12 protein-coding genes are annotated in these 17,220 nt (G+C 36.8%); 6 read left to right on the forward strand and 6 right to left on the reverse strand.

The window, feature by feature from the left end; translation table 11 throughout:
- Window positions 1-86: 86 nt before the first annotated feature.
- From ABJ974_RS00125 to ABJ974_RS00145, 5 genes are all read right to left on the reverse strand, one after another.
- Window positions 87-755, reverse strand: a complete 669-nt coding sequence (locus ABJ974_RS00125) for a phosphonatase-like hydrolase (protein WP_419869371.1) — start codon at window positions 753-755, stop codon at window positions 87-89.
- A complete protein-coding gene (locus ABJ974_RS00130; protein ID WP_419869372.1) occupies window positions 752-1,912 on the reverse strand; it encodes a TIGR03364 family FAD-dependent oxidoreductase in 1,161 nt (386 codons plus the stop codon). Before ABJ974_RS00130 ends, ABJ974_RS00125 begins: the two co-directional genes overlap by 4 nt.
- A gap of 15 nt (window positions 1,913-1,927) precedes the next feature.
- A complete protein-coding gene (locus ABJ974_RS00135) occupies window positions 1,928-3,214 on the reverse strand; it encodes a DUF5690 family protein (protein ID WP_419869373.1) in 1,287 nt (428 codons plus the stop codon).
- 10 nt (window positions 3,215-3,224) lie between these two features.
- The gene (locus ABJ974_RS00140; protein WP_419869374.1) at window positions 3,225-6,053 is read right to left on the reverse strand and encodes a TonB-dependent receptor; all 2,829 of its coding nucleotides are present in this window, start codon (window positions 6,051-6,053) and stop codon (window positions 3,225-3,227) included.
- Window positions 6,054-6,328: 275 nt separating this feature from the next.
- On the reverse strand, window positions 6,329-6,904 hold the full coding sequence (locus ABJ974_RS00145) for a helix-turn-helix domain-containing protein (RefSeq protein WP_419869375.1): 576 nt from the start codon (window positions 6,902-6,904) through the stop codon (window positions 6,329-6,331).
- Between the two features lie 177 nt (window positions 6,905-7,081).
- Between ABJ974_RS00145 and ABJ974_RS00150 the strand changes: the two genes are divergently transcribed.
- The 4 genes from ABJ974_RS00150 (at window position 7,082) to ABJ974_RS00165 (ending at window position 10,749) form a co-directional block, all read left to right on the forward strand.
- Window positions 7,082-7,789: a response regulator transcription factor gene (locus ABJ974_RS00150; protein ID WP_419869376.1), complete on the forward strand. Its 708-nt coding sequence runs from the start codon at window positions 7,082-7,084 to the stop codon at window positions 7,787-7,789.
- Between the two features lie 2 nt (window positions 7,790-7,791).
- Entirely contained in the window at window positions 7,792-9,201 is a 1,410-nt protein-coding gene (locus tag ABJ974_RS00155; protein WP_419869377.1) for a sensor histidine kinase, read from the forward strand.
- A gap of 191 nt (window positions 9,202-9,392) precedes the next feature.
- The gene (locus ABJ974_RS00160) at window positions 9,393-9,887 is read left to right on the forward strand and encodes a hypothetical protein (protein WP_419869378.1); all 495 of its coding nucleotides are present in this window, start codon (window positions 9,393-9,395) and stop codon (window positions 9,885-9,887) included.
- 34 nt (window positions 9,888-9,921) lie between these two features.
- Entirely contained in the window at window positions 9,922-10,749 is an 828-nt protein-coding gene (locus ABJ974_RS00165; RefSeq protein ID WP_419869379.1) for a YoaK family protein, read from the forward strand.
- A 111-nt stretch (window positions 10,750-10,860) separates the two neighbouring features.
- Here the strand turns inward: ABJ974_RS00165 and ABJ974_RS00170 are convergent, their stop codons facing one another.
- On the reverse strand, window positions 10,861-11,841 hold the full coding sequence (locus tag ABJ974_RS00170) for a carboxylesterase family protein (RefSeq protein WP_419869380.1): 981 nt from the start codon (window positions 11,839-11,841) through the stop codon (window positions 10,861-10,863).
- A 406-nt stretch (window positions 11,842-12,247) separates the two neighbouring features.
- On the opposite strand from ABJ974_RS00170, the gene ABJ974_RS00175 reads away from it, so the two are divergent.
- Together ABJ974_RS00175 and ABJ974_RS00180 are read left to right on the forward strand one after the other, a co-directional pair.
- Window positions 12,248-13,882 carry a T9SS type A sorting domain-containing protein gene (locus ABJ974_RS00175; RefSeq protein ID WP_419869381.1) on the forward strand — a complete coding sequence of 545 codons (1,635 nt, stop codon included), beginning with the start codon at window positions 12,248-12,250 and terminating at the stop codon, window positions 13,880-13,882.
- Window positions 13,883-13,886: 4 nt separating this feature from the next.
- Window positions 13,887-17,210: a hypothetical protein gene (locus ABJ974_RS00180; protein ID WP_419869382.1), complete on the forward strand. Its 3,324-nt coding sequence runs from the start codon at window positions 13,887-13,889 to the stop codon at window positions 17,208-17,210.
- Window positions 17,211-17,220 lie beyond the last annotated feature (10 nt).

Consider the following 17,220-nt stretch of genomic DNA (forward strand, 5'->3'; position numbering starts at 1 on the left):
TTTACTATTTGTAAACTTAAATCAACTTAATGTTAACTAATAAATAATAAAACACTAAGAAAATCAGCTTGAAAACAAAAAAGGATTTAAATTATATTTCCAGCTTCAGATAGGGTATTGAGGATATAGTCCGGATTGGCTTTTTCCAGTTCTGTGTGGCTTTGGGCACCGGAGAGGACAGCAATGGTAATTCCGCATCCGGCATTCTTTCCTTCTTCAATATCTATAACGGAATCTCCGGCCTTCAAAACCAGCTGGGGATCATTAATATTAAATTTCTTCATGGCAAACTGGATCATTTCAGGGCTTGGGCGGCTTTCTGAGACATCATCTGCGGTAATTAAAGCATCATAATGAAGGTTTTCTCTCCAGCCCAGTTTTTCCAGAAGCTGTAAAGCTATTGCTGAATTATAGCCGGTATTCAAAACAATTTTTTTGTTTCTGGCTCTGGTATTAAGTAAGAATTCTTCAACGCCGTTAATGGGTTTTACATTCAAATTGATGTAAGCATTTTTTAGCTGTTCTGAAAAATTTTCAAAAATAGACTGTGCATCCTCCCTGTTTCCACCTATTGTATGGAGAAGATCACTTATGGCTTCATATTTTTCTTTTCCGGCACATTCGGTGAGAACTTTTTCCAGACTTACTGTATATCCTGCATCGTTTACGGCTTGGGTAAGGGTTTTATAAACTACATTATCTTCATCAACAGTGGTTCCGGCCATATCCAGGACCAATAATTCTATATTCTTCATGAGTTTGAGTAAATTTTATCAATATTAAATTTAGAAAATCCTCCGCTTCCTGTCATTCCTTTTCCTCCGATCCCTGTAATAATGTGAATATTCGGGGAAGGGTTATATTCAAAAATATCTTTTGTTTTGCATTGGGAATAAATTCCGAACCACCTTCTTTGAATATCATAGGTGGGAAGATCTATGATTTTTTTTGCTTCATCGATCATAAATTCATCGATTTCCATATTCAGATCATATCCCAGAGTATCGGAATTTCTGGCATCCGCATATTCGTGAGAATCTCCAATGATAACAGATCCGTCCAGTGCCTGCTTAAAGAGGATATGAACTCCGAATTTTCTTTCAAAACTTGTGGGATCTTCTTTAGCTTTAATCTGCTGATAAGAAGGACATTCCCTAAAAGACTCATACCTTCTGACCGTTAATCCCGTTAAGATATTTCCCGGCAGAGAATAGATGCCCTGCGGTTTGGTCTGGAGCATCTGCAATTTGGTTACTTCCAGATCACTTTCCCGGAACACTTCGGGATAGAGGGTTTTAAACTCATGGCCGCTGCAGATAATAATCTTTGAGGCATGATAGGTTTTTCCTTCTGTAGTAATCACAGTACATGTCCCGCTATCTTCGGAAGTTTCCATGACTGTGGTATTGTAGAATATCTGAAGATTGAATTTTTCTTGTAACAAAGCCTGGAGTTTCACAATCATTTCGGAAGAATCCACAGATAATTCCTGGGGAAAGAATAAACCGCCTTTACAATAATCCGAACGTAGTCCGTCGTATTTTTTAATACATTCATTTTTAGACAGCAGTACCGATTCATAATCATTATTCCTGTTGATCTCATGCAGCTCATGAATAAGCTGGAGCTCCTCATCATTGGAAGCAATATATACGGAGCCGTTTTGGCGGATGGTTAAATCGGTCTGGGCCTGCAGTTCCCGATATATAGCTAAGCTTTCCCTTCCGAAATTCTGCCATTTAAGATCCATGCCAGAAGGAACAACCTGTCCGAAATTCCTTACCGTAGCTCCCTGAGGTAATGAGTTCCTTTCCAGTAAGGCTACGTTAAGATTTTTTTTTAAAGCGTGATAGGCGTGGAATGTTCCTAAAATTCCACCTCCTACGACGATTAAATCAAATTTTGCTATCATTTATAATTAAGTTTTTTATATAATTTTGGATGGATCAAGGTGAATATAAGGCTGAGGCTTTAATTTTTTTTTGAATGCTAAAAAAGCAATAATCAGTGAAATTAAAACAATAATCACAATACTATAGTTAAGCCCTATATAAAAATTGAGCCATGAAACCTGTGGAGAACCGAAGTTTTTATACAAAAGGATAAGCACACTTCCCAGATATCCGAAAGAATCCACAAAGTAAATCAGGAATCCAACATTTCCACTGATTTCAAAAGCAGCAATCATCCGGTCGAAATAAATACCGTTAAAAGGAATGTAGCAGATATACATCCCGAATCCGGAAAGCACCATCCAGCTGAAAGGGGACAACCAGCCCATGGTAAACAGATAGGTGGAAATTCCTACCGCGCTGATCCCGAATACCAGGATATAATGATATAATTTAAAAGCCTTTTTGTTGTTTTTTACCTTCACCATAAAGCTTAGTACAAGAAGAACCATAATGGCCACCGGAATTTCTGTTAAGGTAAAAATAGAGCTGCCGGTTCTCGTTTCCATGCTATCCCAGATCTCCCTGCTGAAATTATCCCTGAAGTCTCTGAGAACAGTAAGGCTTACATATAACAAAGTAATGCAGATGATGGGAATTAAAAATTGTTGCAGCAGTTTTTTTCTCTGGGTTCCGTTGAGAGGTTTTCTTTCATTTTTTAATATAATATCTTCCTGACTGGGTGTAGGAATTCTTTCCAGGAGAATCCCGAAAATAAAAAGAGGAATAATAAAAATCAATCCTGAGGTAAAAGGCATCCAAAATTCAGATACGCCGAAATGATCCATTAGGTATTTTCCTGTTGATTTCATAAATCCTGAAGAAACCACAAAGCTTGAGCACAGGAAAAGTCCTATTATTTCTGTGGTCTTCCGGCCTTCAATATAGGAAAAAACAATTCCCCATATCATTCCGAGAGGTAATCCGTTAAGAAACATAAAAGCAATGTTATAAGGAGCCGGAACAAGAGCAAAGCCAAGAAGAGCTAATTCCGCAATTCCGATAAACAGGAATAAGTAAAACAGCCTTTTTTCCGGCTTAAGTTCTGAAATGAACCTTATCCCCATAAATTTAGAAATAAAATAACCTATAACCTGGGCTATGATAATCAATACTTTATAATCGATACCGAAATACGATAGTCCTTCAAAGGAAGCTACGGTAAATGGTTTTCTGAACCCATACATACAGAAGTAAACACCAAAAGCAAAGAGGGCAGCTTTTAAGGTAACAAGATTCTTTTTATTAATACTACCTGCCATTTTGAGAACTTTAAAAATTAAGTTTTACACCAAGGTTTCCTCTTACTCCATAATATTCCACCTGCTCAGGACGGTCCTGGTTTTTTCCGAAATGATAAATCAGCGGTTTATTCAGGATATTGTTGAGGTCCGTGTATAAGGTCAGGTATTTGGTAACCTGGTAGGAAGCTCCGAAATCAAGACTGCTGTATTTCCCGTAATAGGTATCATTAATATCTTCCTCTGCATATTCTACTGCATATTTACCCTTATAGTTGAAGGCCAGTCTTGCATTAAACCCTTTTTTCTCGAAGAAGAGCTGAATATTATACAAGTCTTTGGCCTGGTAAGGAAGATTTACTTTTCTGCCGCTTGGCTTTTCCATTTCTGAGGTCATGAATGTCGCATTGAGCTGTGCTCCGAAATATTGAAGAAAGCCCGGTAAAAAATCAAACCTTCTGTTGATCCCGAGCTCAATTCCTCCCAGCCATGCAGCGCTTCCGTTGTTAGGAGCTGAAAACTGTACTCCGCTAATCCCGTTGTAAGTACCGATGAATGAATCCTGGAAAACAGGATCGGTAATGGATTTATAGAAAATTCCACCGCTTAAGATTCCTACATTGGAAAAATAATATTCTCCCATAAGATCCAGATTGAGGGAATAGGTTGGATTAAGGTTTGGGTTTCCCCCCTGATATGCATTATCAGCTTCTATATAAGTTCCCCCCGGAGTAAGATCGCCGAAATTGGGTCTTGAAAATGTCCGGGTAAGCGCAAAACGGAGATTGGTTTTATCATTCAGCGTATATTTTATATGGAGCATGGGTAAAACAGCAAGGTATTTTTTGGTATTTTCTACAGGAGTCAGTGTATTTTCGATGACGTTGTAACCTTTTACTTTGGTTCTGGTGTTAGATAACCGGATTCCTCCGAGGATGGTCATCTGCTCATTCACTTTGTAGGTTGCCATTCCGTAAGCATCAGCCTGTGTTTCAAAGACATCAAAGTTCCTACCTAAAGCTTTATTGTATTCCAGGGCTTCCGAATCGGAAGCGTTTATTTTCAGATTGGACTGGTTTTGAAACCAGAACTGGTTCATACCGGAAGCAGACAAAACCGGCCCGAAGGTGTTTCCGATATGGGCATTGAGTTCACTTAAATATTTGGTGCCGTTGGGCTGATTGGTGATATACGGTCCGTAATCGGATAGCAGAGGAGATGTTCCGTTGTTCCATGTATAAAAAATATCGGAGAACCTGGCGTTCCTTTCTTTATCTCTGAATTTGAATCCGTACTTTAAGATTAATTTTTCTGATTCATTGATTTCGTGATTGAAAGCGGCTACTATCTTATCCTTTTCTTTAATATTGACCCTATACAGTTCCAGATCGGTAAAGCTCAATTTAGAAGCATCCATTTTAAAGCCCGGCTCACTGTAAAACCCGAATAAGGCTTCCGTATTTTTGTAATCCAGCTTACCTCCGTCCGCTTTCCAGTATGCTCTCGGACCGTTGCCATGGTCGGCAATATAATCAGGGTTAATGCCTACACCGGATTGAGTGAATTTTACGACATAATAAGAATTATTCTGTTTGTCCGGAATGTTTCCGTATTTGAATTCATTTTCATAATAAGAGATATCCCAGTCGATTTTTCCTTTTTTTAATTGGTGGTTTCCTCCCAGCGAGAAAGAAGTCAGCTGGGTGATAAGTTTATTATGAATATTCTGCAGCTCCACCCGGGCCGTATTGTTTTCCGAATTGAATTTGTCGAATCGTATTCTGTGTTTATAATGGGTTTCATCGTCTGCCAGGGTTCCGTACATTCCTTTCAGGTAGAGAGAACTTTTAGGGGAAAGAACATATTCAAAAGCTGTATTGATACCCGTAGTGCTACGGGTTCCGTTATAATCCCTTAACTCCAGCCGAAAAACCCCTTCATCTCCGCTTCTTCTGGCTTCAAAATTATCCGTAGACCAGTTTCTTGTAAAATGAGCGATATTGAATAAATATCCGAATTTTTTATCTTTTGTTCTTCCTCCGTACAACAGCCCCAAATTATAAATGCCTTTGTCTGCTTTGGCATTGTAACCACTTCCCAATGTGATTTTTAGCTCTTGTTTCATAGGTGGAGTTTTGGTGATGAAATTAACACCTCCTCCGATACCGTCAGCTTCCATATCGGGAGTAAAAGATTTGTTCACATGTACATAAGAGATCAGCTCGGTCGGGAAAAAATCAAATGCAGTTGCCCGGGAAGTAGTTTCTTCTTCGGCAGTGGGCAGGCGGTTCCCGTTAATAGTAGTAGAAGCCCAGAACGGAGGAAGCCCTCTTAATGAAACAAACCTTCCTTCGCCCTGGTCCCGTTCTATGGAAACTCCCTGGACGCGCTGAACGGTTTCTGCGGCATTCCTGTCCGGTAATTTTCCGATACCGTCGGAAGCAATCACATTGGAGATGTTAATGGCATTTTTTTGAAGATTTAAAGCTCTTGCTTCACTATTCTTTAACGTAGAAGTCACAATAACTTCATCTATGTTTTTTTGTTTGGTACGGAGTGAAATAATGCCCACATTTTTTATTTCTTCACCGGCCTGAATTTCTATTGGAAAAGCTTTAGTCTCATATCCAATGTATTCTATCTGAAGGATATAGGATCCGGATTTTACATCATTAAGTGAGAATTTTCCTTCAATATCGGTTACAGTATTTTTTGGTCCGCCCTTTAAAGAAACTGTTGCTCCCGGAAGAGGCTGATTATCCTCCACTACAATTCCTGTAAGAGACAGCTTTTGTGCCAGGGAAGAAATAGAAAGAAAAATGGAAAAGAAGGCAATGAAAAGATGGAATCTTGTTTTCATTTTTACATATATTAAACTTTTAATGCAAAACAAGGCAATAATTTTAATATATATAAAAACTAAATATTAAGTAATGTTTAATTAAAATGTATGATTTGTTAACTACAAGCGGATGGAAGTATTTTTAGAATGATGTTAAATATAAATGTAATGATATTGCAATCAGATAGTTATATTTAAAATAAAATAATGCTTTTAAGCTCGGGGCTTTAAATAGATTTACTTTCAGTTGAAATCAATAAAACAGAGTTTTACAAATGCTCAACTTTAGTAAGTTAATGTTTGTCAGAATAGAAGTAAAGGACAAGCATAATACAATCTTCGTCACTGATGCTCACAGGAACATGCGGAAATTTACCATTGAAATAAAGGGAATCTCCTTCATGAAGCTCAACTTCCTCATTATCAATCAAATATTTTACCTTACCTTTTAATATATATTTAAATTCCCAGGCATCAGTAATTACTTTTTCCCGTTTGGAATGAGGTGCAAGGGTAAGTAGTACGGCTTCAAAACCTAATGAGTGAAGACTTTTACTGAATATATGCATGTATTTAAAACCTTCTGCTTCCACTTCTTTTTCCAGGAGCTGCTGGCTTTCCCGGGGTAAGTGGATGAATTTGGCATTTGATTTTTTTTCTACTCCTTCAAAAAAATAGCTGGCATCTATTTCAAGGGACTGGATGAGGTCCAGCAGTACAGGCAGGGAAGGAATGGTTCTTCCGTTTTCAATCCTGGAAACCAGTCCGTTACTTACATTGGCTCTAAAAGCCAGTTCATTGATTGTCAGATTGTTTTTCTTCCGGATGTCCTTCAGCCTTTTTCCAATACCAATTAAAAAATCATTCATACTATTAAATCCTGGTTTTTTTTAAGAATATCATCCCCTGTATAAGATATCATTTTCTTATGAGAGCAAATTTAAAATTATTCTTTAGAAATAATGGATTTGAATTGAATAGTTTTCGTATCGGTAGGGATTTATTTATTTACTTTCTTTTTTTTACTTTTGTGTAATTCGTTATTTATGAAAAAAATAGTTCTGATCGAAGATGAAACAAGTGTGGTCTCTTTTATTAAAAAAGGGCTTCAGGAAAAGGGATATGAAATTTCGGTTGCCTTTGACGGGCTTACCGGTGTCCGCCTTGTTGAAGAAAATGATTTCGATCTGGTAATTCTGGATATTATGCTGCCGGAAATGAACGGATTGGATGTCTGCAAAGAGATCAGAAAAACGAATCAGCATGTTCCTATTCTTTTTTTAACAGCTTTAGGGACTTCAGAAAATATCGTACTGGGACTTGAAAACGGGGGCGATGATTATCTTGTAAAACCGTTTAAATTCATTGAGCTGGTAGCCCGTGTGAAATCCCTGTTGAGACGAAGCAATCACAGTAACTCCAATGAGACTTCTGTTCCTGAAGAAGATCATGAACATATCCACAGGATTTCCGACCTTACAGTGAATGATTATACCAAAAAAGTAGTTCGAGGAGAGGAAGAAATATCCCTTACTTCCACGGAGTATAAATTATTAATGTATTTCCTTAATAACAGGGAGAAAGTAATTTCCCGTGCGGAAATTCTCGATGCCGTATGGGGAGTCAATTATGAGCTGGGAACCAATGTTGTGGATGTGTATGTAAATTACCTGAGAAAAAAAATGGATAATCAGGAAGATAAGAAACTGATCCATACGGTAATCGGAATGGGCTATGTACTGAAAAAACCCTGAGAATGTTTAATAAAGTAGTTACCAACCAAACCAAAACGATGCTCCTTCTGATGCTTGTTTTTACAGCGGTCATCTTATGCTTCAGCGGGCTGGTATATTTTTCTATCGTGAACTTTTCCCATCAGAGGTTTTATGAGCTTTTGAAAATCCGTGCGGCTACTATCGTACAGATCGAGAAGAGTAAAGAGCATATAGATATTTCTGAAAACGGGATCATGAGCACTTTTAACGGTGAAGAGCTTCCCATGGAGAAAGATTATGTATTTGCGGTTCCTTCCGATTATAATTTTCAGTCAATTTCCGAGGAAGTTAAAATACCGGATTCATTTTTTACGACTGCTGTAAACAGTGGGGAAGCGAATTATAATGATAGGGAATTTTATTATATAGGACAGTCCTTTAAAGTGGGGGACCAGGAATATATTGCAATAGCGTCGGCCAAAAATCACTATGTCATTTATTATTTGGGTTTTTTAAAAAGAACACTGATCACGTGCATGGTCATGTCTATTTTCTTCAGTATGATCTTTTCATTTTATCTTTCGCGGACTTTATTTAAACCCATATCCAAAATAACTGGGAAAGTAAAAGAGATCAGTTCCGAAAACCTTCACCTAAGGCTGGAATCACAACCGGATAATAAAGAGCTTAATGATCTGGTAGATACATTTAATGATATGCTCAACCGTATTGAAACTTCTTTTGAAACGCAGAACCACCTTATCGGAAATGTTTCTCATGAGCTGAGAACTCCTCTTACCTCGATTATGGGGGAAGCGGATGTTGCTCTTTCCATTAACCGTTCTGTGGAGGAATACCAGGAGACATTGGGTATTATCTTAAATGAAGCGGAAAAACTGGATAAAAAAATTAAAGCTCTTCTCATGATTGCCCAGACGGGATTTGACGGAAAGATCCAGAAAATGGATAAAGTCCGTATGGATCAGCTTCTTTGGGATGTGATTGAAACATTAAGAAGAATTGATTCCCGAAATAATATATACCTGGATATTAATATGCTTCCCGATAATCCTAAGAAATTAAAAGTTCAGGGAAATGAGCAGCTTTTACATCTGGCAGTTGCCAATATTATCAACAATGGCTGTAAGTATTCTAATTTTCAGCAGGTAAAGGTTTCCCTGGGTGCTACTGATACAGATGTATTTATTGTGGTGAAAGACAATGGGATCGGAATTCCTCAGGAAGAAATCAATAAAATTTATGATCCCTTTTTCAGGGCTTCCAATACCAAAAATTATGAAGGATACGGAATAGGACTTCCCCTGGCCCGAAATATTATCAGAATGCATAACGGGGAATTAATTGTCAGCTCTCATGAAAATCAGGGAACTACCGTTCAATTGCGTTTTCCTAATTTTTACAGCATCCAGAGGGAGGAGAAACTCTCGTAACCTTATTGATTAAAGGGATTTTTGGGTAGATTGGTTTTAGATTTTCAGTTAATATTAATTATTCTTAACAATTTTCTAATCTCATTTTAATCTCTTAATCACATTTTAATTCCGTTCCAAAGAGCTTCTAATATGGTCGTTCTAGTTTTGTATTATCAAAATAAGATAACGCGAAACTAAATCTTAAAAATATGACCAAAACGATTTTAATTGCCACCGATTACTCTCTTGAGTCTTTAAATATATTGAAAAAAGTTCTGAAAGAGAAAGAAGCACTTAACGATGGAACCCAGTACAATATTCTTTTTGTATCCGGATATGAAATGGGAGATTCTATAAGGGATCTTTTGTTTACTACTAAAAATATGATTTTTAATAAGATAAGACCGCAGGAATTCTGTGACGCTTATGGTATTATTAAAAATAAATATCCGCATCTGGTTAATACTATTATTTGTGATGTGTTTACAGGGAGCTTCCAACGTACTTTCAATAATTATCTGAAAGCGGAAAAAGTGGATGAAGCTTATTATTCCTCCGGGAAAAAGAAATTCAGTCAAGGAAAATTCAATATTGTTCCTTATATCAAGAAATGCAAGAACCTGAAATCCTACGATATTGTTGTAGAAACCCCTGAGTTCCTTCCTGAAAAGGGAAGACTGGCTGAGGTTTTTGTGGAAGTCTAAGAAATAACCAATTAATCATTAAAAAATAAATACAATGTTAAGAAATTATAGTAACAGCAGGACATTGGGAGATAATATAAGACTGGGAACGCTGACTGCTTTTACGGCAGGAACTATAAATATAGCATCTCTATTAATATTTCTCAATTTTACCTCCAATGTAACGGGGCATTATGCCATCCTTTCGGCGGAGATCAGCCAGGGAAACTGGACCCAGGTAGGTGTGGTAGCAGGATGGATATTCCTTTTCTTTTTCGGAAGCTTTTTATCCAATTTTATTGTAATCAATTTTAATAAGAAAAGTAAATATTTGGCCCATGCGACGCCTATTGTATTGGAGATCATATGTTTGTTGTTTGTAGGATTTTACGGACAGTTTTATTATGAAAAAACGCTGGTGGAAACACAGTCTCTGGTGGCTTTAATGTTGTTTGCAACAGGTCTCCAGAATGGTTTGACTGCGAGTATTTCCAATTTTTCCGTAAAGACAACCCACCTTACGGGAACAACAACCGACCTGGGAATTCTTTTTTCTATGTTCACCCATAAAGATTACAGGAATAACGGGGAATTGAGGGGAAGAGCGAAATTGCTGATGAGTATTATGATTGCCTATGTGCTGGGAGCAGTATTTTCAGGGCTTACTTATTACCATCTCGAATTTAGAGTATTCTATGTGATTTGTATATGTCTTGTAGTGGTAATCGGGTATGATTTTTACAAGATCAATGTAAGGCACTTCAATACAAGTTACCGATACCATAAAATTTATAATAAAACCACCGTGCTGGCATTCCTTTACGATAAGATTTTTGCAAAACTGAAAAGAAAAAGAAAGTCTAAACTGGTACTGGAAGACTAAACCGTGGAAACCGATATAAGTGTTTTTTTTGTGTAAACTAGCTGTGTGATGATCCTCTATTGTAATTTACAATAGGGGATTGTACTTTCTATGGGCAGATATATATTAAAATTATTTCTTTTGAGCAAACAGCCAGTCTCTTACTGCTTTTATTTTATAGGCATAATCAAAGGACCACATATGTTCTGTCCCTGATCCATCTGGAGGAAGTACACTTCCTTTAGTAAAGGTTATAAAGTTAATGTCATTATCTTTTGACAATAACTTTTCTACATTTAAATTCTGTTGTGTTTCCGGTAGTTTAGCATTCCATTCAGCGGTGCTTATTTGGGCACCTTCTTTTTCGAGCACGGCTTTTAGATCTTTCATTCCCTGGGGAGCTTTTTCATCTCCTGCAGCTACGATATAGAAAAAATGATTTTTTGCGAAACTTTCCATCTTTGAGGTATCCCACTGGCAGCCTACAAAAATGGACGCTGCAAACAGGTCAGGGTGGGTAATATTAAAATACATCGACATCATCCCTCCCATAGATTGTCCGGTAGTGTAGAGCCTGTTAGTATCAATATTGTATTGGGAAGTGACATTATTCAATAGCCTAAGGGTCATTTCAACTTCATCAGAAGTCTCAAAATCGTCATTTACAGCTTTAGTGGTGTATTGAGGAACCAGAACAAAACATGGATTTTGAGCCTGACTTTCATCGGTAGCCCATACAATACCTCCATAGCCTTGGATTAACGGAGCTGTTGTAGCTTTTCCTACCGTGCTGGCATCTGCCATGAATAAGACTAGGGGGTAGGACTTACTTTTATTATAGTTTTTAGGGATGAACAGATTGTAAGACATTTTACTTCCTGTGAGCGGATCGTTAAATTCTAGTTGTGAAAATTTATTCAGGGTTTCTGCCTGAAGCTTTTTTAAGTCGGGATCATTGCTTTTGTCAATCCTGGCACTCTTTTTTTCTCCTTTATCTTGAATGATCTGATTGGGTGAAGTAGTGTTTACACTGTTTTTAAGGGTGTCTTTTTTACAGTTTAATAATGTTAATAAACTTATAGCGGTTAATGCAGTCCATAGTACTTTTTTCATTCCTGTATTTATAAAAATGATCACCGGAAAAAGATTCGGTGTTATTGCTGATTGTCTTTGCTAAATTATAAAACTATTTTAAATAGAGAACATATTATTATCCGGAATAAGTGTTTTGTAAAATTATTGGTGAGGATAATATTATATTTCACCTTTTTATAGTTGGTTTTTCGGTACTTCAATAATACTGCAAATAGTTGTTTTTCTACTTAAAACGACAAGCAAAATGGCGTATTGATAAAAATCACTAGTTATATCAAATGTTTTGATATCAGTTAATTATAATACGACATTGATCAATTTCTATGTATAGATTTATAAATATAGATATTGGATTCTTATTTATGCTCTGAATTTCTTAGGTTTGAATAATTAGAAAAATTTACTTTAACACTAAAAAAAACAGATGAAAAAACTCTACACGGGTGCATTATTTCTATGCATTGGTGCTTCGTTGTATTCACAGGAAGTGGTTTGGCAGAAAGATATCAGGTCCAATACTCAGGATTTTCTAAGTCAGATTGTTACAACGGTAGACCAGCAATATTTAATTACAGGAAGTGTTATTCAAAGCAGTAAGTTGGAGGCTTCAGGCAGTAAGCAGAATAACGGTTATGATTTCCATTTAATCAAGCTTAATCAACAGGGAGAACAGAGCTGGGAAAAATATTTCTCGGGGAATAATCATGATTTTTTATCGGCTACAGTGTCTACCCAGGAGGGAGGTTTTCTATTAGCCGGAACTTCTCATTCGGGAAAAGGCTTGGATAAGAAAGAAGAAAGTAAAGGCGGTTCTGATATCTGGCTTATCCGGCTCAATGAGCATGGTGATGAATTATGGCAGAAAACGTTAGGTAGCAGTTCGGATGAAGAGGCCAGAGCGGTAGTTCAGACTACGGATTTAGGTTTTGTAGTAGCAGGAAGTATTCAGAATTCTTCTAAAGGTTATGGCTCTAAAGATGTTTTGATCATCCGTTTGGATAAAGACGGAAAAGAGCTATCCCAACTTATTTTAGGAGGAAGAGGATTGGATGAAGTAGAAAAAATGATCCCAACCAGGGATGGAGGAGTTCTGTTAGGGGTATATTCAAGAAGTGAGGCTTTCACAGAAAATAAGGCTGTTTCAGGTACAGGTTCAGGAGCTCTTCGCCAGCAGCCAAAAGCCAGCATCCATTACGGAGAAGGTGATTACTGGCTGGTGAAGCTAAGTAAAGACGGTAAAGTAGAATGGGAGAGGAACTATGGAGGAAGTGGAGATGATCACCTGAGAACATTGGCTTTAACCTCTAACGGATATATTGTAGGCGGAGAATCCCGATCAGAAAGATCAGGCAATAAGACAGTGGGTATAGAAGAAGGTACTGACTTATGGTTGATTTCTTTAAATGAGAAAGGAGAAGATGTATGGCAGAAGTCGTATAGTTTTAAGAACCGGGATGTACTGATGGGAATGAGTGTTATTAATGGGCAGAACCAAGATGCAAGAACCAAGAGTCAAGATCGGGGAGTCAAGAACCAAGAAAGTACAAAAGGTATTTTATTGGGAGGTTATACCCAGGCGGAAGGAAGAATAGAGGCAGATGATGAAACGTTTTGGATGCTTTATTTGAATCAGGATGGCAATGAGCAGTGGAGAAAGTATGTGAAGGGAGAATCAAGCAAGAAGGAGGAAAGGTTATCGGATATTAAGCTGAATAGAGATGGTTCAATAATACTGGCAGGAACGAGCGGAGAAGAATTAGGTAGGGAGAACTGGAAGATCGTAAAGCTGGGAGACAAGCAGATTGATCAGCTGATAGAGAAACAGGATATTAAGATTTATCCGAATCCTGTATCGGATTATGCTTATGTTGAAATTGGCTATGAGTTTAAGGAAGCTGAGATACTGTTGTATGATATGAGTGGAAGACAGCTGCAAAGCTTAAAGACTAAGAATAAGGTTACTAAGTTGAACACACAACCTTTGATTCAGGGAGCTTACCTGGTGGTGATCAAAACTGATACGAATAAAACGGCTAATGCTAAATTGATTAAGAAATAGACACATGAAAAATTTTTATATAATAATACTAATACTCATTTTCAACGTAGGGTACGGTCAATCCGGAGCTGGAGAAGCGACTGAACAAAAGACAAATAACATCTCTCTTCCTACAACGGCTAATGCTTATTCTTTAGAAAAAGTAGGAAAATTACCTATAGATCTTTTTAAAGGAAAGGCAAATATCAATATTCCGATATATACTATTGAAGCAGATGGGGTACAACTTCCTATTTCCTTATCCTATAATACGGGAGGAATTAAGCTTAATGAAGTAGCATCCATCACAGGGTTGGGCTGGGCATTGAGTATTCCTAACAGTATCACACAAAATATTGTAGATCAGGATGATAAATATGTGCCTCTTTATTCTAAAAATATTAATGACATCAATACACATGTCAAAAATATAGGAGGATATGATAATGATAGCCGGCCTGTAGTAGAAGGTATATTTAATGGTAATTATGATACAAGACCGGATATATTCAATTATAATTTACCAACTTCCAATGGAAGTTTTATTATCAGCGGAGGAATAGGATATACTATTCCTCAGGATGATGTTAAAATAGAAATATCTTCAGATGTTAAAAAAATAAAATTAAAAGATAAAGGGGGAAATATTTTTTATTTAACACCTAAAAATATTTCTTCTTATAACAATGGAGAGTCTGGACAGACAACCTCTAACGAACCTCTTTTTGTTTTGGATAGTATTAGAACAGTTCATGGTAAAAAAATAGAATTTATATATGGTAAGACCCATATGTATGTTGAAAAGAGTATCAATGAGAGGGCTAATATTCTTATTACTCAAAAGCCTGTAGGAACATTTGAACCAAGCATACCTTTGCCAGCCTATGAACGTTATGAAGGTTCATCTTCGAATATGGAATGGCTATTGACCAAAATTATTTTTCCGGAGGGAGAAGCTGTTTTTCAATATTCGGATGACAACAGTTTGAATACTGTACAGGGTGAAACCTTCCGTAAGGATCTGAACTCTCAAAATGGAGTCGCTTTAAGGAAAATTCTTATTAAGAATAAGGCAGACCTTGTTATAAAAGATATGTCCCTGAACTTCTCCTATTTTGAATCTAATAATCCCAATAAAAATTATCAGGATTATAGATTGAAACTAACGGAAGTACGTGATAATCTTCAAAATAGCGGTTATTCTTTTACTTATAATGAAGATAATCCTATTCCTGCCAGAAATTCGAATAATGATGATTATTGGGGCTATATTAACAGTCTTACCAGTAATGAAACCCTATCGAATATACCGAGTAAAGTATATACCGAATATGTGAATCATGAGGTATCCGTGTCAAACAGCAGAAATAGGGACACGAATCCATCATACTCTCCGCTAGGGACTCTTAATAAGATAGAATACCCAACTAAAGGAAGCAAAAAGCTTTATTATGAATCTAACAAGATTTTCCAAAAAAAGACAAATTATCAGAGCAACTTAACAAAGAATATCGCGAGAATAGTCAGTAGTTATCCAGGGGACAATATTATAGATACTACTGCAGATATAGATACCACACTCAATATACCTGAGAGTGACTTCGTCGGAAAAGATAGTATAAGAGTAAGGCTGTCCTTTGGAAACTCTTGTCAGAATAATAATGATGATGTAAGCCAAATTCATGAAACCTTATGTTTTGGAGCTGCCGAACACAACGGATCTGTGCTGGGAAGTAACGGAAAACCTAGAGTTTTTACTTCGGGAGTGGACTTTGGTTATGATAAAACAAAACCTATCAGGATTACGCTGAACAGGGTAGGGAATTGTAGATGTACCTATTCTGTAGATTTATTGTATGGGCAATACAATTCATTCAATGAAGAAATCCCTGTAGGGGGTTTAAGGATAAAAAAGATTGAAGATATAAGTGAAAATAATACGGTTAATGCCTTTAATTATGATTATCAATATTTTGATCCTATCCTAAATCAGGAGAGAACAAGCGGATCACTTAACCAGCCGTTTCAGTATACGCATTTACGAAGAAAATATGTCAGACAGATCAATGATGCAGGAGAAGAAGTGTATAGCCCTTATTTAGAAAAACATTTAGTAATAAGTAATTCAGGAGCCAGCTACAACAGTTATGCAAGCTCTGATATTGTTACATATAAGCAGGTTACAGAATATAATGATCTGGGTAAAACCATACATATATTTACTCAAGATACTACCAACGAAAAGCTTTATTCGCATATTCATGCTAAATATAATAATTGGAAGGATGGTCTGTTGGAAAAAAGAATTATTTTAAATAAAGCGAATGATACTGTGCAGATTGAGACCAGCCGGTATAACTTTAACAGACTGAAAAATCCATTATCAGGTTATACTCCTCAGTCTGCAGATGAAATTGGGTTTGCACATGATATAGAGGTTACTCAATATATGGTTCAAATGCATCCAGGGCCATCCCCGGAATATCTGGAGTCTTATTATGTAGAAAAAAAATATATACCAATAGAGTCGGGTAAGATAGAGAAGGAGAATACGGAAGCAGTAGACTATTTAAATGGTAAAAAAGTAATTACTAGGACAAATTATGCTTATTACGATACCGATATTAATAAGCCTATGAATCTTGAAAGTACAGAAAATATCTTATCCAGTGGAGAGAAGGTAAAAACGAGCTATGCTTATGCCCATGAGAAGGTCAATCAGCTGATGATTGATAAAAATATGGTAGGTATTCCCTTAGAGACAACAACGACTCAGACGACAGGAAGTTCTACAAAGACTTTATCAAAAACCGAGACTGTTTATCCTACTTCCGTCCCTACGACACAGGCCGGGAATTTATTATTGCCTTTATCCGTTAAATCCTATGATTTACAGAACTCTGCTACTACCTATACCGAAGTAACTTATGATCAGTATGACTCCAAAGGTAATTTACAACAGTACACGACTAAAGACGGAGTTCCGGTAGCTATAGTTTGGGGCTATAACCAGACCCAGCCTATTGCTAAGGTAGAAGGCGCTACCTATGCCCAGATAATCTCTTTAGCTTCAGCTATCATTACCGCTTCCAATACCGATGCTTCGGCTTCGATCAATAATGATGAATCGGCTTTACTTACAGCATTAGATAATTTTAGACAATTGCCTGCATTGCTAAATGCCCAGGTGAGTACTTATACCTATGATCCTTTAATCGGAGTAAGAAGTATCACCCCACCATCAGGAATAAGAGAATATTATATCTATGACGCTGCGAACAGACTGGAGAAAGTGGTAGATATCAACAATAATATTTTAAAAGAATATAAATACAACTACAAACAATAAAAAACACGAA

The sequence above is a fragment of the Chryseobacterium sp. CT-SW4 genome (genome assembly GCF_048572715.1).
Lineage (GTDB): Bacteria > Bacteroidota > Bacteroidia > Flavobacteriales > Weeksellaceae > Chryseobacterium.

Excerpts from the sequence above, each read along its gene's own strand:
- ABJ974_RS00180 (WP_419869382.1), top strand. The coding sequence starts at position 13,887 with ATGAAAAATTTTTATATAATAATACTAATACTCATTTTCAACGTAGGG.
- ABJ974_RS00165 (WP_419869379.1), top strand. The coding sequence starts at position 9,922 with ATGTTAAGAAATTATAGTAACAGCAGGACATTGGGAGATAATATAAGA.
- ABJ974_RS00150 (WP_419869376.1), top strand. The coding sequence starts at position 7,082 with ATGAAAAAAATAGTTCTGATCGAAGATGAAACAAGTGTGGTCTCTTTT.
- ABJ974_RS00140 (WP_419869374.1), bottom strand. The coding sequence starts at position 6,053 with ATGAAAACAAGATTCCATCTTTTCATTGCCTTCTTTTCCATTTTTCTT.
- ABJ974_RS00130 (WP_419869372.1), bottom strand. The coding sequence starts at position 1,912 with ATGATAGCAAAATTTGATTTAATCGTCGTAGGAGGTGGAATTTTAGGA.
- ABJ974_RS00125 (WP_419869371.1), bottom strand. The coding sequence starts at position 755 with ATGAAGAATATAGAATTATTGGTCCTGGATATGGCCGGAACCACTGTT.
- ABJ974_RS00155 (WP_419869377.1), top strand. The coding sequence starts at position 7,792 with ATGTTTAATAAAGTAGTTACCAACCAAACCAAAACGATGCTCCTTCTG.
- ABJ974_RS00170 (WP_419869380.1), bottom strand. The coding sequence starts at position 11,841 with ATGAAAAAAGTACTATGGACTGCATTAACCGCTATAAGTTTATTAACA.
- ABJ974_RS00175 (WP_419869381.1), top strand. The coding sequence starts at position 12,248 with ATGAAAAAACTCTACACGGGTGCATTATTTCTATGCATTGGTGCTTCG.
- ABJ974_RS00160 (WP_419869378.1), top strand. The coding sequence starts at position 9,393 with ATGACCAAAACGATTTTAATTGCCACCGATTACTCTCTTGAGTCTTTA.
- ABJ974_RS00135 (WP_419869373.1), bottom strand. The coding sequence starts at position 3,214 with ATGGCAGGTAGTATTAATAAAAAGAATCTTGTTACCTTAAAAGCTGCC.
- ABJ974_RS00145 (WP_419869375.1), bottom strand. The coding sequence starts at position 6,904 with ATGAATGATTTTTTAATTGGTATTGGAAAAAGGCTGAAGGACATCCGG.